The sequence below is a fragment of the Candidatus Purcelliella pentastirinorum genome (genome assembly GCF_003391335.1).
Lineage (GTDB): Bacteria > Pseudomonadota > Gammaproteobacteria > Enterobacterales > Enterobacteriaceae > Purcelliella > Purcelliella pentastirinorum.
The window spans coordinates 231,869-253,393 of record NZ_CP028374.1 but is presented as its reverse complement, the minus strand read 5'-3'; the positions used below and the strand labels follow the sequence as shown (position 1 = coordinate 253,393).

Below are 21,525 nucleotides of genomic sequence, written 5' to 3'. Positions count from 1 at the left end.
TTTATTAAATTATTTTATTTTAAAATATTTTATTCTTAAAATATTTATATTAAAAATATTATTTTTATTTATTTTATAAATTTATTTTTTTTTATTTATTAAAATAATTTTTTATCTTAATTTATTTTATTTATTTTTTAATTTATTTATATATTTTTCCATATTTTTAGTTAAATTTATTGCATTTCCGATATAATTTTCTGGAGTTATTTTTTTTAATTTGTTTCTTTTTTTTTGTGGTATGGATAATTTATTTATTATTTTTTTTATTTGTTTTTTAGTTATTTTTTTGCCTCTTGTTATTTTTTTTAATTTTTCATATGGTTTTTTTATTTTATAACTACGCATAGTAGTTTGTATTGCTTCTGTTAATATTTGCCAGTTTTCATTTATTTTTTTTTTTATGTATTTTTTATTTATTTTTAGTGTTGATATTCCTTTTATTATTTTTTTATATGCTATTATTGAATATGCAAATGATAGTCCTATATTACGTAGTAGTGTAGAATCTCTTAAGTCTCTTTGCCATCTTGATATTGGAAGATTAATACTTAAATGTTGCATTATGCTATTTGATAATTTTAGATTACTTTCGGCATTTTCAAAATCAATAGGATTGATTTTGTATGGCATTATAGATGATCCTACTTCTTCTTTTTTATATTTTTGAATAAAAAATTTTATGGAAATATATCTCCATATATCGCTTACAAGATTAATATTAATTATATTAAATCTTATTATACATGTTAGTAATTCTGATATGTAATCATGAGGTTCAATTTGTGTTGTATATGGATTCCATGTTATTTTTAAAGAGTTTACAAATTCTTTACTGATTTTATTCCAATTAATATTCGGATATGCTGCTAAATGTGCATTGTAATTACCTACAGTACCGTTCATTTTTCCTAATATTTTTATATTTTTAAGTTGATATTTTTGTCTTTCCATACGATAAATAAAATTAGTCATTTCTTTACCGATTGTAGATGTGCTAGCTACTTGTCCGTGAGTATATGTTAATAATGCTGTTTTTATATATTTTTTTGCTAATTTTTTAATTTTTTGTATTATTTTATTCCAATAAGGAATAAATATATTTTTTTTTGCTTTTTTTAGCATAAGTGCATATGCTAAATTATTAATATCATCTGAGGTACATGCAAAGTGTATAAATTCAATATTTTTTTTTAGTTCATTAATTTTAGATATTTCTTTTTTTAAAAAATATTCTAATGCTTTTATATCATGATTTGTTATATTTTCAATTTTTTTAATTTTTTTAGCATTTTTTATATTAAAATTTTTAATTATATTATATAGTTTTGTTTTTGTTTTTTTATTTAAATTGGGTATTTCTTTTATTTCTGGTATGGTTGATAGCTTTTCTAACCATAATATTTCAACTTTTATTCTATATTTAAATAGTGCATATTCACTAAATATTTCACGTATTTCATTTACTTGATTTGAATATCTTCCATCTATTGGTGATATTGCATATAATTTGTTTTTTAATTTCATATATATTGATTTTTTAAAGTTTTGTTTTATTTATATATTTTTTTATATAAATGTATTTAATAATTAATTATTATTTTATATTTTTTGAATAATTGTTAATTTTAATATTATATTTCTTTATTGGTATATTTTTTTTTATTATACCTCCTCCTAAGCAAATATCATTAAAATAAAAAACAATTGATTGTCCTGGTGTAACTGCTATTATTGGATTTTTAAATTTAACTTTAATTTCTTTATTTTTTTTTTTTTTAATTTTACATTTTGTACTTTTTTGGTTATATCTTACTTTTATTTCATACTCTAAATTTAAATTGATTTTTTCTTTATTTATCCAATGTATTTTATTTAAAATTAAACTTTTTGATTGTAAATATGGTGTATATCTATTTTGGTCTACAATTAATGTATTTTTTTTAATATCTTTATCTATTACATACCATGGACTATTTTTTTTATTTTTTATTCCTCCTATTCCTAACCATTTTCTTTGACCTAATGTATAGTACATTGCATTTTTATGTTTTCCAATGGTATTATTGTTTATGTCTATTATTTTACCTATTTTGTTTGGTATATATTTTTCTATAAAATTTATAAATTTACGTTTTCCTATGAAACAAATTCCGGTTGAATCTTTTTTATTTGCATTAATGAAATTAAGTTTATTTGCTATTTTTCTTACTTCTATTTTTTTTAAATGTCCTATTGGAAATAATATTTTTTTAATTTGATAATTTTTTATTGTATATAAGAAGTAACTTTGATCTTTTTTTTTATCTATTCCTTTTAGTAAAGAGTATTTTTTATTTATTATTTTAGTTCTTGCATAATGACCTGTTGCTATATAATCTGCATTCATTTTATTTAATGCAAATTTTAAAAATAATTTAAATTTTATTTCTTTATTACATATTATGTCAGGATTTGGTGTTTTTCCTAATTTATATTCTGAAATACAATTCTTGAAGACATTATTCCAATATTCTATTGAGAAATTCATTTTGTGTAATTTAATTTTTAGTTGTTCACATATTGTTTCAGTATCTTGAAGATCTTTTTTTGAATTACAATAATTTTTATTATCATCTTCTTCCCAATTTTTCATAAATAATCCTTCTACATGATATCCTTTGTTTTTAAGAATCCATGCAGAAACTGAAGAATCTACTCCTCCTGACATAGCTATTATTACTTTTTTCATTTTATATTTTTATAATTAAGATTTTATTGTAATATATATATTTAATGATTTCTATAAATTTATTTTATATCATAATGAATGTATTATTAAAATGGAAAGATTTATTTTATTTAGAAAAATCTAAAAAATATTTTAGAAATATATTTTATTTTTTGAATAAAGAATTATCTCTTGGTAAAAATTTTTATCCTAACAAAAGATTCATTTTCAATGCTTTTCGTTTTACAGAATTTGATAAATTAAAAGTAGTAATTTTAGGTCAAGATCCATATTATGGATATAATCAAGCTAATGGTTTAGCATTTTCTGTTAATATAGGAGTTAGAATACCTCCTTCTTTAAAAAATATTTATAAAGAATTGTATTATAGTTTTTTGAATTTTAATATGCCAAGTCATGGTTATTTATATAATTGGGCAAAACAAGGTGTATTTTTACTTAATTCTATTTTAACTGTTGAAGCCGGAAAAGCTAATTCTCATTCTCATATAGGTTGGCAAAGATTTACGGATATTGTCATTTATTTTATTAGTAAATATAAAAATAATGTAGTATTTTTGCTATGGGGTAATTATGCACAAAAAAAAATAAATTTAATTAATTTAAATAAACATTATGTTTTAACATCATCTCATCCATCACCTATGTCTGCAAATATTAGTTTTTTAGGATGTAATCATTTTATAAAAGCTAATAAATTTTTAGTAAATAAAAATATTAATCCAATTGACTGGGTTTTATAAATTTTTCTATTATTTTGAAACTATAACCATAGCTGGTCTTAATAATCTTCCATTAAGTATATATCCTGGTTGCATTATTTTAATAATTTTATTAGTTTCAATTTCATCTGATTTTTCCATTATTATTGCTTGATGAATTTTAGGATTAAAAAGTACATTTCTTTCTGAAATATTTTTTACACCAAATTTTGACATTACATCAAATAGTGATTTTAATGTTAGTTTTATTCCCTTCATTATAGGTTGTAGTTTTTTGTTATTTTTTTTATTTGCTTTTAATGTTCTTTCTAAATTATCTACAACTGGTAATAGTTCATTAATGAATTTTTCTAGTGCAAATTTATGTATTTTTTCTATATTTTGATTGTTTCTTCGATTAATATTTTCAATTTCTGCTTGTGTTCTTAATTGAATATCTTTTATTTTTTCTTTTTTCTTTTTTAATTTTTTTTTTAATTTTTTAATTAATTTTTTATTTTTTATTTTTTTTATTTTTTCATTTTTATTTTCAATATTTTTTGTATTTTCTTTTTCTATTTTTTTTTCTTTATTTTTATTCTTTTCCATAAAATTATCCATGTATATAATTTTCATTCCATTTGTTATGCTTAATAATGGGGATAAGAATTTTTCTTTCAATAATAAATTTTTATTTTATATAAATAAATTTAGTTATTAATTAAATTAAGGATTTTTATATTTTATGAAATCAAATGTAATTATATTGGTATTATAGTAATTACTAGATTTTTTAATTCATTAGGTATATATGAAAAAACTATTTTATTGGTTAATTAATTTAGGTATAAAGTAATTTTTGAAAAAAACAGTTTCTATATTATCTTTAAGAAGAGTTATTAAGATAATAAGTTTATTTAAGATAGGAAAATTTTATGATTTAGCTATAGTTGTTGTTGGTGATTTTAGTATGTTAAGGGTTTTAAAAGTGTTATTAAAATATAATATTAAAGTTGTTGGTATAAATATAAGATGATTTAGGTTTTTTAACTGATTTAAATTTAATTAATTATAAACAAGATTTAATTAATGTATTAGATAGTAAATTTATTTTAGATAGAAGATTTATGTTAGAAATATCTGTATATGAAAAAAATAATTTTTTGGGTTATGATATTATTATGAATTAATATTATATTCTAATAAAATTGCTCATATGATTAAACATAAAGTTTTTATAGATAAATGTTTTGCTTTTTCACAGCAATTAGATGGTTTAATTGTTTCTATATCTACAGTTTTTACTTTTTACTTTTTATCAGTTGGAGATTTTATTATTTTACCCTTATTAAATGTTATATCTATATTATCTATTTTTCTTCATATTTTTTCTACTAGACCAATTATTATTAGTGTTAATTATTATTGATTTATACATAAATAGATCTAAATATCTATTTAAAATTTATTGTGATAACAAAGATATAAGGTTATTAATTGGTAATAATTTACATATTTTAATAAAACGTACTAATTATAGTGTTAATTTTATATATCTCTTAATTATAATTATTTCGATATATTAAGAAATAAATTAAATTGGTTAAAAAAAATTTTTAATCTTAGATATATTTATTTATATATTAATTTGTTTTCTATATTTAATTATGTATTATTTATTTATTATATAATTATTGATTGATTTATTTTTTTTAGGTGATATTATATTCATAATTTTTTTGATAGTTTTTTTTTATTTATTTTTTTAAATATGGTGATTTTAGATAGACAGGTTATTTGTAAAAATAAAAATATATTATATAATTATTTTATCAAAGATAATTTAATAGCAGGGTTGGTATTACAAGGATGGGAAGTTAAGTCTTTAAGATTAAATAAGGTTAATATTAATAATAGTTATGTTACAATAATAAATGGGGAAGCTTTTGTTGTAGGTTTGCATATACAACCTTTGTTTAATATAAAAAGTGATAATTTAAATTTAAGTCGTTATCGTAAGTTGCTTTTATCTAAAAATGAATTAGAATTTTTATATGGTAATTTGAATAAAAATAGACATACTTTAGTTGTAATTTCATTGTTTTGGAAAAGATCTTGGTGTAAATTAAATATAGGGATTGGAATTGGTAAGAAACTTAAAGATAAACGTTATGCTATTAAACAACGTGATTGGAATAGATATAAAGAACGTCTTATAAAGAGAAATTAAAATTATATTTTGGGGCTGATTATGGATTTGACGAAGATAATTGATATTTTGAATGCATATCAAGATGCGGTAGGTCTTGTAAAAAACCGTTAAAATAGTAGTTGGAAAATATAATAGTGGTTATGCATTAGCAGCCTAAAGTGCTGTTGTGCTCCTTTCTTATACATTCTCTTTGTGTGTAAAGATATAAAGGATTTATTTAAAGAGATAACGTAATGAATAATTACTTTGGTTATTGTACGTAAATTTAATTTCAAAGTTAATTTATTATATAGTTTGTCTATAAACATATTTTAAATGAATTTAGATATAGACTAAATATGTAGTATTTTGGATATTAGTTTTTTTCGGACGCGGGTTCGAATCCCGCCAGCTCCACCAAATATCAATTTATTTTTTATTCTACAGTTACTGATTTAGCTAAATTTCTTGGTTGATCAATATTAGTACCCTTTATTATTGCAACATGATAAGCTAATAATTGAAGTGGTATAGTGTATATTATAGGTGATATTATACTGTTTATGTGTGGTAAAGGAATGATTGTTATATTTTTTTTATTATTAAATTTAATTGTTTGATCTGCTAATATATATATTATTCCTCCTCTTGCATTAATTTCTTCTATACTTATTCTTATTTTATTTAACATTTTATTTTTTTCAGCTGTTATTATAATAGGTATATTTTTATCTATAATTGCTAATGGTCCATGTTTTAATTCTCCAGCAGGATAAGCTTCAGCATGTATGTATGATATTTCTTTCATTTTTAATGCACCTTCCATGATTGTGGGATATTGTTTGCCTTTTCCTATAAATAGCATATTATTTACATTTAAAAATTTTTTTGCTAATTTTTTAATTTCTTTTTCATAAAATAATATTTCTTTTATTTTTTTTGGAATTTTTTTAATTATTTTAATTATTTTTTTATTTTTATTATTTTTTAATAGAGAAATTTTTGTTATTAATATTAATAAAATAGTTAGTTGTGTTGTAAATGTTTTTGTTGATGCAACACTTATTTCTGTTCCTGCTTCTGTTATTAATGAAAAATTAGTTTCTTTAACTAAAGATGATTTTTCAGTATTACATATTGATATTGAACTAAGGTATTTATATTTTTTTAATATTCTTAAAGCTTCTAATGTATCAGCTGTTTCTCCTGATTGAGAAATAGCAATTATTAATGTATTTTTTTGTATAATTGGTTTTCTGTAACGAAATTCTGAAGCTATATCTACGTTACATGATATTTTTGCTATTTCTTCAAACCAATAGCGAGCAATTAATCCTGCATGATATGATGTTCCACAAGCAATTATTTGTATATTTATTATTTTTTTTAGTAAATGATAATTATCTTCTAAATTATTTAATTTAATTTCATTATTTTTTAAATATTTTTTTATAGTATTCTTAGTTGCTAAAGGTTGTTGATAAATTTCTTTTTGCATATAATTTTTGTATAAGTTTTTATTTAGTACTTCATATTTTGTTGTTGATTTTATAGTTTTTCTTTTTATAATTTTATTGTTTATATTGTTTATTTTTATATTTGTACATGATATTTCTGCTATATCTCCTTCTTCTAAAAATATAAAATTATTTGTTATTGATAATAATGCTTGTTGATCTGATGCTATAAAATTTTCATTTATACCCTTTCCTATTATTAATGCACTTTTAAATTTAGTTGCTATTAGTATTGATGGGTTTTTTTTATCCATTATAACAATGCTATATGATCCTTTTAATTTATTTATTACACGTTTTGTTATTTCTTTTAAATCTCCTCCTTTTTTTTGTTCATTATGTAACATATGTGCTATTACTTCTGTATCAGTATCTGATTTAAAATGATATCCAATAGTTTTTAATTTTTTACGAAGATTATTATAATTTTCAATAATTCCATTATGTACAATAATAATATTTTCTGATATATGTGGATGTGTATTTTTCTTTGTAGGTTTTCCGTGTGTTGCCCATCTTGTATGAGCAATTCCAATTTTTCCATTTATTGGATGTTTTTTTATTTTTTTTATTAATTTGTTTACGTTACCTGTTTTTCTTATTCTTTGTATTTTTTTATTAGAGTTTATTATTGCAATTCCTGATGAATCATAACCTCTATATTCTAAACGTTTTAAACCATTTAATAATAATTTTGTAATGTCACGTTGTGCAATAGCACCAATAATTCCACACATGAATTTTCCCTAAGTATTTTTTCCCATATATATTATATTTTATAAATAAATTATATTTTTTTTTTTTTTATTTTCCATTCTATTTTGTATTTTTCTTTTTTTTTATTGTATACAAGAGTATTTTTTTTTACATTTTTTATTACTGTAGTTCCTGCTGCTATTGTTGCTCCTTTTTTTATTTTAATTGGTGCTATTAATTGGCTATCTGCTCCAATAAATACATTATTTTCAATTATTGTTTTAAATTTATTTAAACCGTTATAGTTACATGTTATTGTTCCAGCACCTATATTTACCCTTGAACCTATTTTTGCATTTCCTAGATAAGAAAGATGACCAGCTTTCGATTTTTTGTTTATTGTAGTTTTTTTTATTTCTATGAATTTTCCTATATTTGATTTTTTTTTTATTATTGTATTTGTATGTAAGTATGCGAATGGACCTATTATGCATTTTTCATAGATAGTTGTATATTCTATTATTGTATATGGATGAATAATACAATCATCATATATTTTACTATTTTTAATAATACACCCTGCTCCAATTTTTACTCTATTTCCTAATTTTATTTTACCTTCTAATATTACATTTATATCTATTTCTACATCTTCACCATGTTTTAAATTACCTCTTAAATTAAATTTATTTAAATCTTTTATTATTACTCCGTTCATTGATATTTTTTTTGCCTGATTTTTTTGATAAATATGTTCTAAATATGATAATTGATATTTATTGTTTATTCCTATAACTTCAATATTTTTTATTGGTGTTATTGTTTTAATATTACATTTATCTTTATATGCTATTGATATAATATCAGTAATAAAATATTCTTTTTGTCTATTCTTATTTTTTATTCTATTCAAATATTTTTTCAATAGAATATTTGAAATAAGAATTATACCTGTATTTATTTCTTTTATAGATAATTGTTTTTTATTAGCATCTTTTTCTTCAATTATTTTAATTATTTTATTTTTTTTACGTATTATTCTTCCATATCCTGATGGATCTGATATTGTAGTTGTTATTAATGAAATACCATTTTTAGCTTTATTTTTATATAGTTTATTTAATGTTTTTACAGATATTAGTGGTACATCAGCATATAGTATTAGAATTTTTTCGTTGTTTTTAATATATGGAATTGCACTTTTTATTGCATTTCCAGTACCTAATTGTTTTTTTTGTACTATCCAATTTAAATTATAATTATTAAATTTTTTTTTAATTTCTTTTAAGTCATTTTTATGAACTATATTTATAGTTTTTGGATTAAATTTTATTGATGTTTCAATAACATATTGTATTAATGGTTTATTAGCTATTTTATGTAATACTTTATTAGTTGCAGATAACATCCTATTACTATTACCAGCTGCAAGAATAACTATATTAATTTTGTTGTACATTTTCTATATATTTTAATTTTATTAAAGTTTATTATCTTTAAATATTATATATTATAACTTAGTATATAGATAGTTATGAATGTTTTTATAAAATATATTATGCCGAAGTGGCGAAATTAGGTAGACGCAATTGATTCAAAATCAATCGTAGAAATACATATCGGTTCAAATCCGATCTTCGGCATAATCTTTTTTTATATATTTTTTATTTATTTAAATAAATATTTATATTATTAAATTTTCCAATTAGTATGAAATTTACCTTTTTTATCTGTTCTTTCATACATATGATTACCAAAATAATCTCTTTGAGCTTGTATTAAATTTGCAGGTAATTTATCTGAATTATAACTATCATAATATGATAGAGCTGATGATAAAGTAGGTGTGGGTATTCCATGTTTTATTGATTCTATTATAATATTCCTAATAGATGATTGATATTTTTTTGTTTTTTTTTGAAAAAATGAGGATAAAAGTAAATTTTTTATTTGGTTATTTTTTTTATATATTGATCTTATTTTATTTAATATTTTTGCTTTTATAATACATCCTTCTTGAAATATTTTTGCTATTACTGAATAATTCAAATTCCATTTATATTTTCTTGATGCTTTTTGCATAAGTAAAAAACCTTGAGTATATGAAATTATGATACCAAAATATAAAGCATGTTCTAAATCATTTATAAATATTTTTTCTTTTATTCTTTTTATTTTTTTATTTATTATTTTTTTGTTTTTTGATGCTATTTTTCTTTCTTCTTTTAAGTTTGATAAATATCGATTAAATACTGCTTCTGTAATTAATGAAAAGGGTGATTCTAATTCTAATGCGCTTATGCTTGCCCATTTACCGGTTCCTTTGTTATCAGCTTTATCTAAAATTAAATCTATTAAATATTTATTTTTTTTATTTTTAAATTTTAATATATTTCTTGTTATTTTAATTAAATAACTATTTAGTTCTTTTTTATTCCATTTATTAAATATTTTTGATATTTTTTTATTATTAATTAATAAGATATTTTTTAGTATATTATATGTTTCTGAAATTAATTGCATATTTCCATATTCTATCCCATTATGTATCATTTTTACATAATGTCCTGATCCATTAGGTCCTATATAATCAACGCAAGATCTGTTGTTTTTTTTAGCAGCTATTTTAATTAAAAAATGTGATATTTTATTATATATTGTTTTATCTCCTCCAGGCATTATTGATGCTCCGTTTAAAGCACCTTCTTCACCTCCTGAAATACCCATTCCAATAAAATCTATGCCTATTTTTTTTAGTTTATTATATCTTTTTATTGTATCTTTAAAATATGTATTTCCTCCATCTATAATTATATCTTTTTTTTTAAGATATGGTATAAGTTTTTTAATTGTCTCATCTGTTGCTTTCCCGGATTTAACCATTAATAGTATATATTTTGGATGATTTAAAGAAGAAATAAATTCTTTTAATGTATAGTATGGTTTAATATTTTTTTTAGGATAATTTAACATTAGTTCGTTAATTTTGTCTTTTGTTCTATTAAATATTGAAATTTGATAACCGTTTTTTTCAAAATTTAATGTTAAATTAGTACCCATAATACCTAATCCTATAATACCAATTTGTTTTTTTAACATAAAATAATCCTTATTTTAAATAAATTTATTTTAAATAGTAAGAGTAACTAAAATATAGTAAATTTTGTGTAAAATTTATAATTTTAATTATTTTATTTATATATATTTCATATTTTTATTATATATAAAATCTATTTTATATAAAATATTTATTTATATTTTTATTATTTTAAAGGTATTTTATGGAAGTATATTTAGTAGGTGGGGCTGTTAGAAATAAATTACTAAATTTGCCTGTAAAGGATCGGGATTGGGTTGTTACTGGTGCTACACCTGAGATTATGTTAGAACTTGGTTATAAGAAAGTTGGTAATAGTTTTCCTGTATTTTTACATCCTATCAGTCATGAGGAATATGCGTTAGCACGTATTGAAAGAAAAATAGGTCATGGATATTTAGGATTTGAAACTTGTTTTGATTCTAGCATTTCTTTAGAGGAAGATTTAATTAGAAGGGATTTAACTATAAATGCTATTGCATTGGATAAGAATGGTTTTTATATTGATCCGTGCAATGGAATAAAGGATATTAATTTAAAATTACTTCGTCATATTTCTATTGCTTTTTGTGATGATCCTTCTCGTATTTTACGTGTTGCTAGATTAGCAGCTTATTTTTCGCATTTAGGGTTTTCTATTTGTCATAATACAATGAAATTAATGTGTGATATAGTTAAAAATGGTGAATTAATTTATTTATCATCACATATGATATGGAGAGAAACTGAAAAAGCCTTAAAAACATATAGTCCTCAAGTTTTTTTTAAAGTTCTTAGAGAATGTGGAGCGTTATCTGTTTTATTTCCAGAAATAAATAGTTTATTTAAAATTAATAATTATTTTTATCTTGGAAAATCAATTAGTTTAGGTGAATCTATTTTAGATACTTTATTTATTTCTACATATTTAACTTCAGAAGTAGATGTTAGATTTGCTGTATTGTGTCATGGTTTTGGAATTTTATTGAATTATAAAAATTATTTTTTTGGATATAATCGTAACTATTTGCTTTATTGTTTTATTATAAATATGTGTAAAAGATTAAATTTACCAATTTATATTCGTAATTTAATATTAATAGCTAATAAGTATTGTTTTATGATTAATTATATTAATTATCTTTCATCTGAATCTATTAATAAGTTATTTGATAATATTGATGTTTGGAGAAAACCATATATTTTAGATAAATTATGTTTGATTTGTAAATTGATTAATTTTAGTTATTGTGGTTATTTTGCAAATGATTATCCTCAAGGAGATCATTTTAAGAATATGTTTTTTTCATTAAAAAGAAATATATGTGTTAAAAATATAATTAAATCTTGTTTAAATGGTAATAATATACGTAATAAGCTTGTTAGTGCAAGAATTAATTTTTTAAATAATTGGCGTAAGATTTCTTAGGTGTATTTTTACAATATTTTCATATTATAATATTCTAAAATTGATTTATTTTTCTTTATTAATTAAAATTTTATTTTGGAGTTTATGTGATGGAATCAATTTTCTTAAATTTTAATTCTGTTAATGTATTGGTTGTTGGTGATGTTATGTTAGATCGTTATTGTTATGGTATTGTTAATTCTGTTGCTAATGATGCTCCTGTACCTATTTTAAATGTTAAAGATATTAAAGATATACCTGGTGGAGCTGCTAATGTTGCAATGAATGTCAATAGTTTAGGTGCTAAAGTTAGATTAATTGGATTAATAGGTGATGATGAACATGGTCAAATATTAAAAAGATTATTAAATGATGCAAAAATTTCTTATAATTTTATTACTTTAAAATCTTTTAGTACTATTACTAAATTTAGAATTTTATCTCAAGATCAACAATTGATTAGGTTAGATTTTGAAAGTGAATTAAATAATAATATTAATAATTTGATTTTTGATTATGTAATTAAATTTTTATCTTGTTATGATGTATTAATTATATCTGATTATGGTAAAGGTACATTAGTTGACATAGATATTATTGTTAATGCTGCAAAAAAGAAAAATATACCTGTACTAATTGACCCTAAGGGTTCTGATTTTATACGTTATAAGGGAGCAACTGTATTAACACCTAATATTATTGAGTTTGAGTCTGTAGTCGGTAAATGTGTTGATGATGCTCAAATTTTTACTAAGGGTATTAAATTATTAAATGATTTAGATTTATATGGATTATTAATTACTCGTTCTGAACATGGTATGACTTTGTTAAGAAATGGAAAGAATCCATTAAATTTTAGTTCTACTGCTGATAAAGTTTATGATGTTACTGGTGCTGGTGATACTGTTATTGCTGTTTTAGCAACTAGTTTTGCTAGCGGTTATTCTTTGGAAAGGTCTTGTTATTTATCAAATTTAGCAGCTGGTATTATTGTTGGTAAATTTAGAACTTCATCTATAAATTTATTGGAATTATTGAATAATGTCATGTCTGGAATAGATAATAATTTTAATATTGTTGATATTAATTATTTAAAATATTTAGTGAATTTATCTAGAAAACAAAAAGAAAAAATAGTTATGATATATGGGGTTTTTAATGTTTTACATGTCAATCATATTAATTTTATAATAAAGGCCAGTAGTATTGGTGATCGTTTAATAGTTGCTGTAAATAATGGCTATTCTATTAATAAATTAAGTAATAAAGATAGTTTAATACAGACTTTAAAAGATCGTATGTTTTTATTAAGTTCTTTAAAGTATATTGATTGGATTGTATCTTTTAAAGATAATAATTTAAATTTCATTATTAAAGAAATTTTACCAGATTTTTTGATTAAATATGATAATTTTTCTGAAAATGAATTTATTGCTGATGAGCAAATTTTGTCTTATGGTATTAAGATTTTAAATTTTAATATTAAGCAAAATATAATAACAAATTATTCTGTTTAAATATAGGCATTTTAGTTTAGATTATTTTATATATATTTTCTTATTAAAAGTTATATTTAAATAATAGAATATTTTTTTGATTATTTTTATCTGTTTGTTTATTATTATTTAGTCAAATTAATATTATTTTATTTTGTCTTTTATTATGGTTAATTTTATTATGAGTAGTAAGAAATTTATTTATTATTTTAAAGATTTTATATATAGGGTAGAACGTGCTGTAGATTCTTTATGCAATGGTAACGGTGTTATTTTATTAGATAATAAGGATAGGGAAAATGAAGGTGATATTATATTTTCTGCTGAGAAAATGAATATAGAACAAATGGCGTTAACTATTCGTCATGGTAGTGGGATAGTTTGTTTATGTCTTACGGAAGAACGTAGATATCAATTAGATCTACCTATGATGGTTAAAGATAATACTAGTATTTATGGTACTAGTTTTACTGTTACTATAGAAGCTGCTCATGGTGTATCAACAGGTGTTTCTGCTAAAGATAGATTAACAACTATACGTGCAGCTATTGCTGATAATGCTCAACCTAGTGATTTGCATCGTCCTGGTCATGTTTTTCCTTTGGTATCATCTATTGAAGGTCTCTACTCTCGTAAAGGTCATACTGAAGCTTCAATAGCTTTAGTTAAATTAGCCAATTTAAAGCCATTTAGTGTGTTATGTGAATTAATTAATGATGATGGTTCGATGTCTAAATTACCAGAATTAATAATTTTATCTGATAAATATTCTATGCCTTTATTAACAATAGATGACTTGTATTTATATTATAATTTTCATGATATATCTTTTGTATAGTTTTTATATATTTAAGATATTTTTTTAATTAAATTGGTAATTTTTATTTAAATTTGTTATTATTATTTTACAATAAATGTTGTTTTATTTTTATTTTTGTGAAAGTTTTATGTTATTTATATTACGTTTTGTTTTTTTATTAATTTTTTCTATTTTTTTCATTTTTTTTGGTATAATTTATTGTTTAATTCATCCTCGAAATCCTAGTAATTTATTTAAATTTTCTTTTATTATTTGTAAACTTAATAGGTTATTAGGTATTACATTAGAAGTACGTAAGCCTATTAATATAAAATATCGTAGTAATGTTATTTATATTTCTAATCATCAAAATAATTATGATTTGATTGCGGCAGCTGGTATACTACAGGATTTTACTGTTACTGTAGGAAAACGAAATATATTGTTGATTCCTTTTTTTGGTTTATTTTATTGGTTGTCAGGTAATTTTTTAATTGAAAGATTTAAATGTATTAAAGCATATAATACTTTATTAAAAATAGTTAGTGCTTTAAAAAACAAAAAAATATCAGTTTGGATGTTTCCTGAAGGTACTAGGAGCAATGGTAGAGGTATATTGTCTTTTAAAACCGGTGCATTTTATATGGCTATATTAGCTAAAATACCTATTGTTCCTATTATAATATCTAATATTCATAATAAAGTAAATTTAAATAGATTTAATAATGGTTTAGTAATAGTTGAAATGTTATCTCCTATTGAAGTACATGATTTTATTGATATGTCTGTACGTGAATTAACTGTTTATTGTAATAAATTAATTAAGGATAAATTTTTTAAATTAAATAATGAAATTTATTTAAGAGAAAATTAAATATATTTATATTTTAAAAATAAATCGTTTTTTTTATTAATAATTTTATTTTATTTTTTTATTTATATAATAATTAATGATATGTATTATCTTAAAAAAATAATTGATATTAAAAAAAAATATTTAGTAGCATATAGTGGTGGGTTAGATTCTACTGTTTTGTTACATAAATTATTTTTATTAAGAGAATCTGGTTTTGTTCGTTTTATTAGAGCAGTATATGTTAATCATGGTATTAGTATTAATGCTGATGATTGGGAATATCATTGTATTCAGCAATGTAAAAATTGGAATATACCTTTAGTTTTATTGAATATTTCTTTAAATGGTAAAGGTAATTTAGAAGCTGAATTGCGTTATAAGAGATATAGTATAATGTGTAAAATATTAATTAAGGAGGAAATTCTTTTAACTGCTCATCATTTGGATGATCAATGTGAAAGTGTATTGTTAGCTTTAAAAAGAGGTAGTGGTTTATCTGGTTTATCTGCTATTCGTGAAAAGATGTATTTTAATAATTATCATTTGATTTTAAGACCATTTTTGTTCATTACTCGTAAGGAATTAAAGTTTTGGGCAGAATTTTATAATTTAGTTTGGGTGGAAGATTTCAGTAATAATGATATTAGATATGACAGAAATTTTTTACGTCATAAAGTTATACCTATATTATTAAAAAGATGGCCTTTTTTTTCAAGATCTTGTTTTATAAGCGCTAAACATTGTAAAAATGAAAAGTATTTATTAAATTATTTTATTGATCTTGAATTGAAAAAATATTTGTTTTATGATGGTTCTCTTAATATTTCTTCTTTTTTTCATATGGATTTCATATTATGTAATGCAATCTTAAAAAGATGGATTGAATATCATAAAATTAAATTTTTTAGTAGATCATTTTTAAATAAATTATATAATGAAGTTATTATGAGTAGTTTAGATTCAAATCCAAAATTAAAAATATTTAAATATGAAGTTAGAAGATATAGAAATATTATATATTTAATAAAAATTTTTCCTTCATTAAAAAATTTAATTTTATTATGGAATAAACCATGGAATATTTGTTATTTACCTTATTCTTCAGGAATATTATTGGTAGATTCCAAGGGATTTTCGTTGAGAAAACCTAATTATGATGAAGAGGTTAATATTAGATTTGAGGTTTATGGTGAATATTATATATTTGGAAGGAAACATAAGCGTAAAATAAAAAAATTATGGCAGGAATTTAATATTCCTCCATGGATGAGAAATAGAATACCTCTTATTTTCTATAACAACATGTTTATATCTGCTTTAGGTGTTTTTGTCACAATTGATGGTTACTGTAATATCAATTGTTGGAAAATTTCTATGAAATTAAATAAATAATATTTCATTTATTATTAATGGTTTTGATATTTTTATTATTGGAATATTAAAATATTTGGGATAATTTATTGATGTTAAATAAAGTCCTTTTGCTGGTGCTGTAGGTATGTTTAGGTTGTTATTTTTTAAATTTAGTAATTTTAACATCCATAATTCGTTTTTTTTTTCTTTACCTATTTCAATTAAGCTTCCTACTATATTTCTTACCATATGATACATAAAAGCATCTGCTTTAATATCTGTAATGATATAATTTTTATATTTAAAAATATTAATTTGTATTATTTTTCTTTTTGATGAAATTGATTGACATTGTTTAGATTTAAATGATTTAAAATCGTGTTCTCCTATTAAATATTGACTAGCTTTATACATTTTTTTTATATTTAAAGGATGTATACATTGTGTTAGTTCATTAAATAGAATTGCTGATCTAATTTTGTTATTATATATAATATATTTGTAGTTTCTAGAAATTGCGCTGTAACGTGCATGGAATAATGTTGATACTTTTTTTGCCCATATTATTGTTATATCTTTTGGTAAATATGAATTTGTACCAATTATCCAAGCAGAGTTATTTCTTTTTTTTTTTGTTATAAAATGTGCTACTTGTCCTATGCTATGGACTCCTTTGTCAGTTCTACCAGCACAAATAATTTTTATTTTGTGATTTGCTATTTTTGATAACGCTTTTTCAACATGGTATTGTATTGTTATTTTCTTTTTTTGTTTTTGCCATCCTGAATAATTTTTTCCATTATATTCTATACCTATTGCAATTTTCATATTAGTATTTTTATATAATTTATTATTTTTTAATTTAATATTTGTTTATTATTTATTAAAATATTTTTTATAATGTTAGGATTTTAAATTTTTTATTAAATCCTATTTTTTTTAATTAATCTATTATATTTTATTAAATAGATGAAATATTTTTTTTTATTTTATTATTTAACAAGATAATATTTAATAATATTATATTAAATTTGTTGATAATTTATTTTTAATTATACAAATTCTTTTTTATTTTTTTATATTGTTTAATGAGTTATATATTAGAGTTTTATCTTTAGTTTTTTTAGTTTTTTTATTTAATTTTATAATTTTTATATTTTTTTTTTAAATTTAATATTTTATTTTTTAAAATTGATAATAATTATGAAAGTATATATTATACTACTACTATGTTATTAAATTAAGGGGTATAAAAGAATTTATCTTTTTTATTTTTTTTATTTTTTTTATCTATATGATTAATTTTCTATTTTTTGTTTTTTAATATTATTTTTTTTTATTTAAGTTTTGATTTTGTAATAACAGCATCTATTTTTTAATATAGGGCTATTTATTTTTCTTTCTGTGATTTTTTTAATTTTTTGAATTATTATTAAATATTTTTTTTACTTTATGGAATATTTTATTTATTATCATTTTTATTTTATTCTTATTTATTATTTAATTTTATATTTTTCTTTAAATGATATTATATTATTATGAATATTTGATGGTTTTAATTTTTTTATTAATATAAGGTTATTTATATGTCAAGACCAATTAGTATTATTATAGATAGTACCATTTTGAAAGATAATTTATCTATTATACGTAAAATTTCTTTTAATTCTAAATTTTGGGCCGTTGTTAAATCTAATGCATATGGACATGGTATTAGATATATTTGGAAATTATTATCTGATGCTGATGGATTTGCATTAGTTGAATTGGAAGATGCTTTGTTTTTAAGAAAAATGGGTTATGTTAAACCTATTTTATTATTAGAAGGGTTTTTTGAAAAAAATGAGTTAGAAATTTTTGATCGTTATCATTTAACAAGTTGTATACATAGTGAATGGCAAATTAATGCTTTAGAACATTTTAAATTTTCTGCACCATTAGATATATATGTTAAATTTAATAGTGGTATGAATAGATTTGGATTTGATTTTAAAGATTTTTTTGTAATATGGAATAAATTAAGATCATTGAAAAGTATAGGTGATATGACAATGATGACACATTTTGTTAATGTAGATGATCTTAATCACGTAAAAGACACTAGAAGATACATATCTTCTATTATAGATGATTATAAAATAAAATGTTGTTTCGCTAATTCTGCAGTTATTTTATTTAGTTCATATTTTAATTACGATTGGGTTCGTTCTGGTATTTTATTATATGGTTTATCCCCGACTGGAAATTATAGGGATATTTCTAAATATGGATTGAAACCTGTTATGACATTTTCTAGTAAAATTATTTTTATTAGAGATATAAATATTGGTGATATATTAGGTTATGGTAATTATATTGTTAAAGAAAAAAAACGTATTGGTATTGTAGCTTGTGGATATTCTGATGGTTATCCTAGAAATATTTCTATTTCTACACCTGTTTCAGTTGATGGTGTTATTACTCAAACTATAGGTTTAATTTCAATGGATACTTTAATTGTTGATTTAACTTATTGTCCTAAAGCAGATATTGGATCTAATGTTGAATTATGGGGGAATAATATTGGTATTGATAAAGTAGCTTGTATGTCAAATACAATATCTTATGAATTAATTTCTTCTTTATCATCTAGAATTCCTATATCGTTAAAATAATATATTTTTTATTTTAATATTAATAATTACCAATTATTTATTTTAATAATTTATGATCTATAAAATCAATTATATTTTTTATATTTATTAGTTTTGATTTTTGATTTTTTCTTGATTTGTATTCTATTTTATTATTTTCTAAATTTTTTTTACTGATGATTATTATATGTGGTATTCCTAATAAATCTATGTCTGAAAATATTTTTCCTGTAGATATTTTTCTGTCATCTAATATAATTTCAATATTTTTTTTTTTAATTTTTTTATATATTTTTTTTGTAAAATTATATACTTTTATTGATTTATACATATTTATAGGTATTATAGCTATTTTAAATGGAGATATTTCTTCTGGCCATACAATTCCTTTATTGTCATTATTTTGTTCAATTAATGCAGCTATAATTCTTGTAATTCCTAGTCCGTAACAACCCATTAATATTAGTTTTTTTTTTCCTTTTTTATTTTGTACATATGTTTGCATTATTTTTGAATATTTATTATTTAATTGAAAAGTATGTCCTACTTCTATACTTTTCTTTAGATTAATTATTCCTTTATTATTTGGGAAAATATCTCCATCTACTACATTTCTTATATCCATTGTTTTTGGTAATGCTAAATCTCTATTCCAATTAATTCCTTTTAAAAATTTTCCTGTTATATTAGATCCAGAAATAAAATTATTCATATTTTTTATACTGTTATCTGCTATTATTGGCATATTAAGTTTTATTGGTCCTAAGTATATTGGATGTATTCCTATTTTTTTTAATATTGTTTTTTTGTCTATTATTTCTAAGGGTTGTTTTATAGTTTTTATTTTTTTTGTTTTTGTTTTATTTATTTGATGATCACTTCTTAATAACAGTGCTGTAAAAGGATTAATATTTTTTTTATTTGATTTAACAATTATTACTTTTATTATTTTTTTTTTTGAAATTTTATATTTTTTTGTTAATTCTTCTAAATTATTAACATTTTTTATATCTATTTTTTTTATTTTATTTTTAAATTTTATTGGTAAAGTTTTTGGTGTTATATATTTTGCAACTTCAATATTTGCTTTGTAATTTGAATTTTTTGATATTGCTATGGTATCTTCTCCATCATTTGCTAAAGCTTGGAATTCATGTGATATGTTTCCTCCTATATTTCCTGAGTTAGCATGAACTTTATATACTTTTAGTCCTATTCTATTAAAAATTTTTTTATATGTTTTACATATTATTTTGTATTTATTTGTTAATGATTTATAGTTTTCATGAAATGAATAAGCATCTTTCATTATAAATTCACGCGATCTTATTACACCAAATCTAGGTCTAATTTCATCTCTAAATTTTGTTTGTATTTGATATAATATTATTGGTAGTTTTTTATAAGATTTTATTTCTTTTTTTATTAAATAAGTTATAATTTCTTCATGTGTTGGAGCTAAAATATATTTTTTTTTTTTTCTATCTTTTAATTTTATTAAATCTGATCCGTATGTTTTTAATCTTTTACTTTTTTCCCATAATTTACTTGGTTGCATTATAGGTGTGTTGATTTCTATACATCCTATTTTATTCATTTCTTCTCTTATTATTTTTTTTAAATTTTGTATAACTTTAATTCCAATTGGTAACCAAGCATATAATCCAGAAGATATTTTTCTTATCATACCAGACTTAATCATTAATCTATAACTTATTGTTTTTGTTTGTGATGATATATTTTTTAAAGTTGATATAAAATATTTTGTTGTTTTCATTGTTTATGATAATTATTTTTTCTTGATTATTATTTTATTATATAATAATTTAAATTTTAAGTTTATTTTTTATTTATTTATCGTATAATATAAGTTTAATTATTTATTTTATTTTTTTTTAATATATTATAATTAATAATTATTGAATTATATTTGATATAGCTTGGCGATTATAGTGTGGTGGTACCACCTGATACCATTCCGAACTCAGAAGTGAAACGTCATTACGCCGATGGTAGTACAAGTAATTTGTGTGAGAGTAGGTCATTGCCGAGTTTTATCAATATTTAT

The 21,525-nt window shown here is 20.6% G+C and carries 18 protein-coding genes, 1 tRNA gene, 1 rRNA gene and 1 other RNA gene; 13 read left to right on the top strand and 8 right to left on the bottom strand.

All coding sequences use genetic code 11. The annotated features are described in order from the left end of the window. Positions 1 to 126: 126 nt before the first annotated feature. Entirely contained in the window at positions 127 to 1,527 is a 1,401-nt protein-coding gene (gene purB, locus C9I82_RS01260; protein WP_115956045.1) for an adenylosuccinate lyase, read from the bottom strand. A gap of 70 nt (positions 1,528 to 1,597) precedes the next feature. Next, entirely contained in the window at positions 1,598 to 2,731 is a 1,134-nt protein-coding gene (gene mnmA, locus C9I82_RS01255; RefSeq protein ID WP_115956044.1) for a tRNA 2-thiouridine(34) synthase MnmA, read from the bottom strand. A gap of 74 nt (positions 2,732 to 2,805) precedes the next feature. Here mnmA and ung point away from each other — a divergent pair, with 74 nt between their 5' ends. Beyond that, the gene (gene ung, locus C9I82_RS01250; protein WP_115956248.1) at positions 2,806 to 3,474 is read left to right on the top strand and encodes a uracil-DNA glycosylase; all 669 of its coding nucleotides are present in this window, start codon (positions 2,806 to 2,808) and stop codon (positions 3,472 to 3,474) included. Positions 3,475 to 3,483: 9 nt separating this feature from the next. Here the strand turns inward: ung and grpE are convergent, their stop codons facing one another. Next, positions 3,484 to 4,068: a nucleotide exchange factor GrpE gene (grpE, locus tag C9I82_RS01245; RefSeq protein WP_115956043.1), complete on the bottom strand. Its 585-nt coding sequence runs from the start codon at positions 4,066 to 4,068 to the stop codon at positions 3,484 to 3,486. Between the two features lie 223 nt (positions 4,069 to 4,291). Between grpE and C9I82_RS02355 the strand changes: the two genes are divergently transcribed. The 4 genes from C9I82_RS02355 (at position 4,292) to ssrA (ending at position 6,043) form a co-directional block, all read left to right on the top strand. Continuing rightward, positions 4,292 to 4,468: a hypothetical protein gene (locus C9I82_RS02355; RefSeq protein ID WP_162859726.1), complete on the top strand. Its 177-nt coding sequence runs from the start codon at positions 4,292 to 4,294 to the stop codon at positions 4,466 to 4,468. 180 nt (positions 4,469 to 4,648) lie between these two features. After that, positions 4,649 to 4,861: a diacylglycerol kinase catalytic domain-containing protein gene (locus C9I82_RS01240; protein ID WP_115956042.1), complete on the top strand. Its 213-nt coding sequence runs from the start codon at positions 4,649 to 4,651 to the stop codon at positions 4,859 to 4,861. Positions 4,862 to 5,203: 342 nt separating this feature from the next. After that, positions 5,204 to 5,662, top strand: coding sequence for an SsrA-binding protein SmpB (smpB, locus tag C9I82_RS01235; RefSeq protein WP_115956041.1), 459 nt, complete (start codon positions 5,204 to 5,206; stop codon positions 5,660 to 5,662). Positions 5,663 to 5,673: 11 nt separating this feature from the next. After that, positions 5,674 to 6,043: a transfer-messenger RNA gene (ssrA, locus tag C9I82_RS01230) on the top strand. Positions 6,044 to 6,059: 16 nt separating this feature from the next. Here ssrA and glmS read toward each other — a convergent pair. Next, positions 6,060 to 7,877: a glutamine--fructose-6-phosphate transaminase (isomerizing) gene (gene glmS / locus C9I82_RS01225; RefSeq protein ID WP_115956040.1), complete on the bottom strand. Its 1,818-nt coding sequence runs from the start codon at positions 7,875 to 7,877 to the stop codon at positions 6,060 to 6,062. A gap of 50 nt (positions 7,878 to 7,927) precedes the next feature. Further along, positions 7,928 to 9,295, bottom strand: a complete 1,368-nt coding sequence (gene glmU / locus C9I82_RS01220; RefSeq protein ID WP_115956039.1) for a bifunctional UDP-N-acetylglucosamine diphosphorylase/glucosamine-1-phosphate N-acetyltransferase GlmU — start codon at positions 9,293 to 9,295, stop codon at positions 7,928 to 7,930. A 101-nt stretch (positions 9,296 to 9,396) separates the two neighbouring features. Here glmU and C9I82_RS01215 point away from each other — a divergent pair. Next, positions 9,397 to 9,479: transfer RNA gene (locus C9I82_RS01215), tRNA-Leu, on the top strand. A 49-nt stretch (positions 9,480 to 9,528) separates the two neighbouring features. On the opposite strand, the gene gndA is transcribed toward C9I82_RS01215, so the two are convergent. Further along, complete coding sequence (gene gndA / locus C9I82_RS01210) at positions 9,529 to 10,935, bottom strand: NADP-dependent phosphogluconate dehydrogenase (RefSeq protein WP_115956038.1); 1,407 nt, start codon at positions 10,933 to 10,935, stop codon at positions 9,529 to 9,531. Positions 10,936 to 11,117: 182 nt separating this feature from the next. Here gndA and C9I82_RS01205 point away from each other — a divergent pair, with 182 nt between their 5' ends. From C9I82_RS01205 to tilS, 5 genes are all read left to right on the top strand, one after another. After that, positions 11,118 to 12,341, top strand: coding sequence for a multifunctional CCA tRNA nucleotidyl transferase/2'3'-cyclic phosphodiesterase/2'nucleotidase/phosphatase (locus C9I82_RS01205; RefSeq protein WP_115956037.1), 1,224 nt, complete (start codon positions 11,118 to 11,120; stop codon positions 12,339 to 12,341). An 89-nt stretch (positions 12,342 to 12,430) separates the two neighbouring features. Beyond that, positions 12,431 to 13,837, top strand: a complete 1,407-nt coding sequence (hldE, locus tag C9I82_RS01200; RefSeq protein WP_115956036.1) for a bifunctional D-glycero-beta-D-manno-heptose-7-phosphate kinase/D-glycero-beta-D-manno-heptose 1-phosphate adenylyltransferase HldE — start codon at positions 12,431 to 12,433, stop codon at positions 13,835 to 13,837. A 160-nt stretch (positions 13,838 to 13,997) separates the two neighbouring features. Then, positions 13,998 to 14,654 carry a 3,4-dihydroxy-2-butanone-4-phosphate synthase gene (ribB, locus tag C9I82_RS01195; RefSeq protein ID WP_115956035.1) on the top strand — a complete coding sequence of 219 codons (657 nt, stop codon included), beginning with the start codon at positions 13,998 to 14,000 and terminating at the stop codon, positions 14,652 to 14,654. A 109-nt stretch (positions 14,655 to 14,763) separates the two neighbouring features. Continuing rightward, positions 14,764 to 15,489: a 1-acylglycerol-3-phosphate O-acyltransferase gene (locus C9I82_RS01190; RefSeq protein WP_115956034.1), complete on the top strand. Its 726-nt coding sequence runs from the start codon at positions 14,764 to 14,766 to the stop codon at positions 15,487 to 15,489. Between the two features lie 81 nt (positions 15,490 to 15,570). Next, the gene (tilS, locus tag C9I82_RS01185; protein WP_115956033.1) at positions 15,571 to 16,863 is read left to right on the top strand and encodes a tRNA lysidine(34) synthetase TilS; all 1,293 of its coding nucleotides are present in this window, start codon (positions 15,571 to 15,573) and stop codon (positions 16,861 to 16,863) included. On the opposite strand, the gene truA is transcribed toward tilS, so the two are convergent. After that, entirely contained in the window at positions 16,852 to 17,652 is an 801-nt protein-coding gene (gene truA / locus C9I82_RS01180) for a tRNA pseudouridine(38-40) synthase TruA (RefSeq protein ID WP_115956032.1), read from the bottom strand. The genes tilS and truA overlap by 12 nt on opposite strands. A 758-nt stretch (positions 17,653 to 18,410) precedes the next feature. On the opposite strand from truA, the gene alr reads away from it, so the two are divergent. Next, positions 18,411 to 19,478 (top strand): alanine racemase, encoded by a 1,068-nt coding sequence (gene alr / locus C9I82_RS01175; protein ID WP_115956031.1) that lies wholly within the window; start codon positions 18,411 to 18,413, stop codon positions 19,476 to 19,478. A 37-nt stretch (positions 19,479 to 19,515) separates the two neighbouring features. Here the strand turns inward: alr and C9I82_RS01170 are convergent, their stop codons facing one another. After that, positions 19,516 to 21,234 (bottom strand): proline--tRNA ligase, encoded by a 1,719-nt coding sequence (locus C9I82_RS01170; RefSeq protein ID WP_115956030.1) that lies wholly within the window; start codon positions 21,232 to 21,234, stop codon positions 19,516 to 19,518. A 162-nt stretch (positions 21,235 to 21,396) separates the two neighbouring features. Here C9I82_RS01170 and rrf point away from each other — a divergent pair. Further along, positions 21,397 to 21,510, top strand: a 5S ribosomal RNA gene (gene rrf / locus C9I82_RS01165). Positions 21,511 to 21,525: the final 15 nt, after the last annotated feature.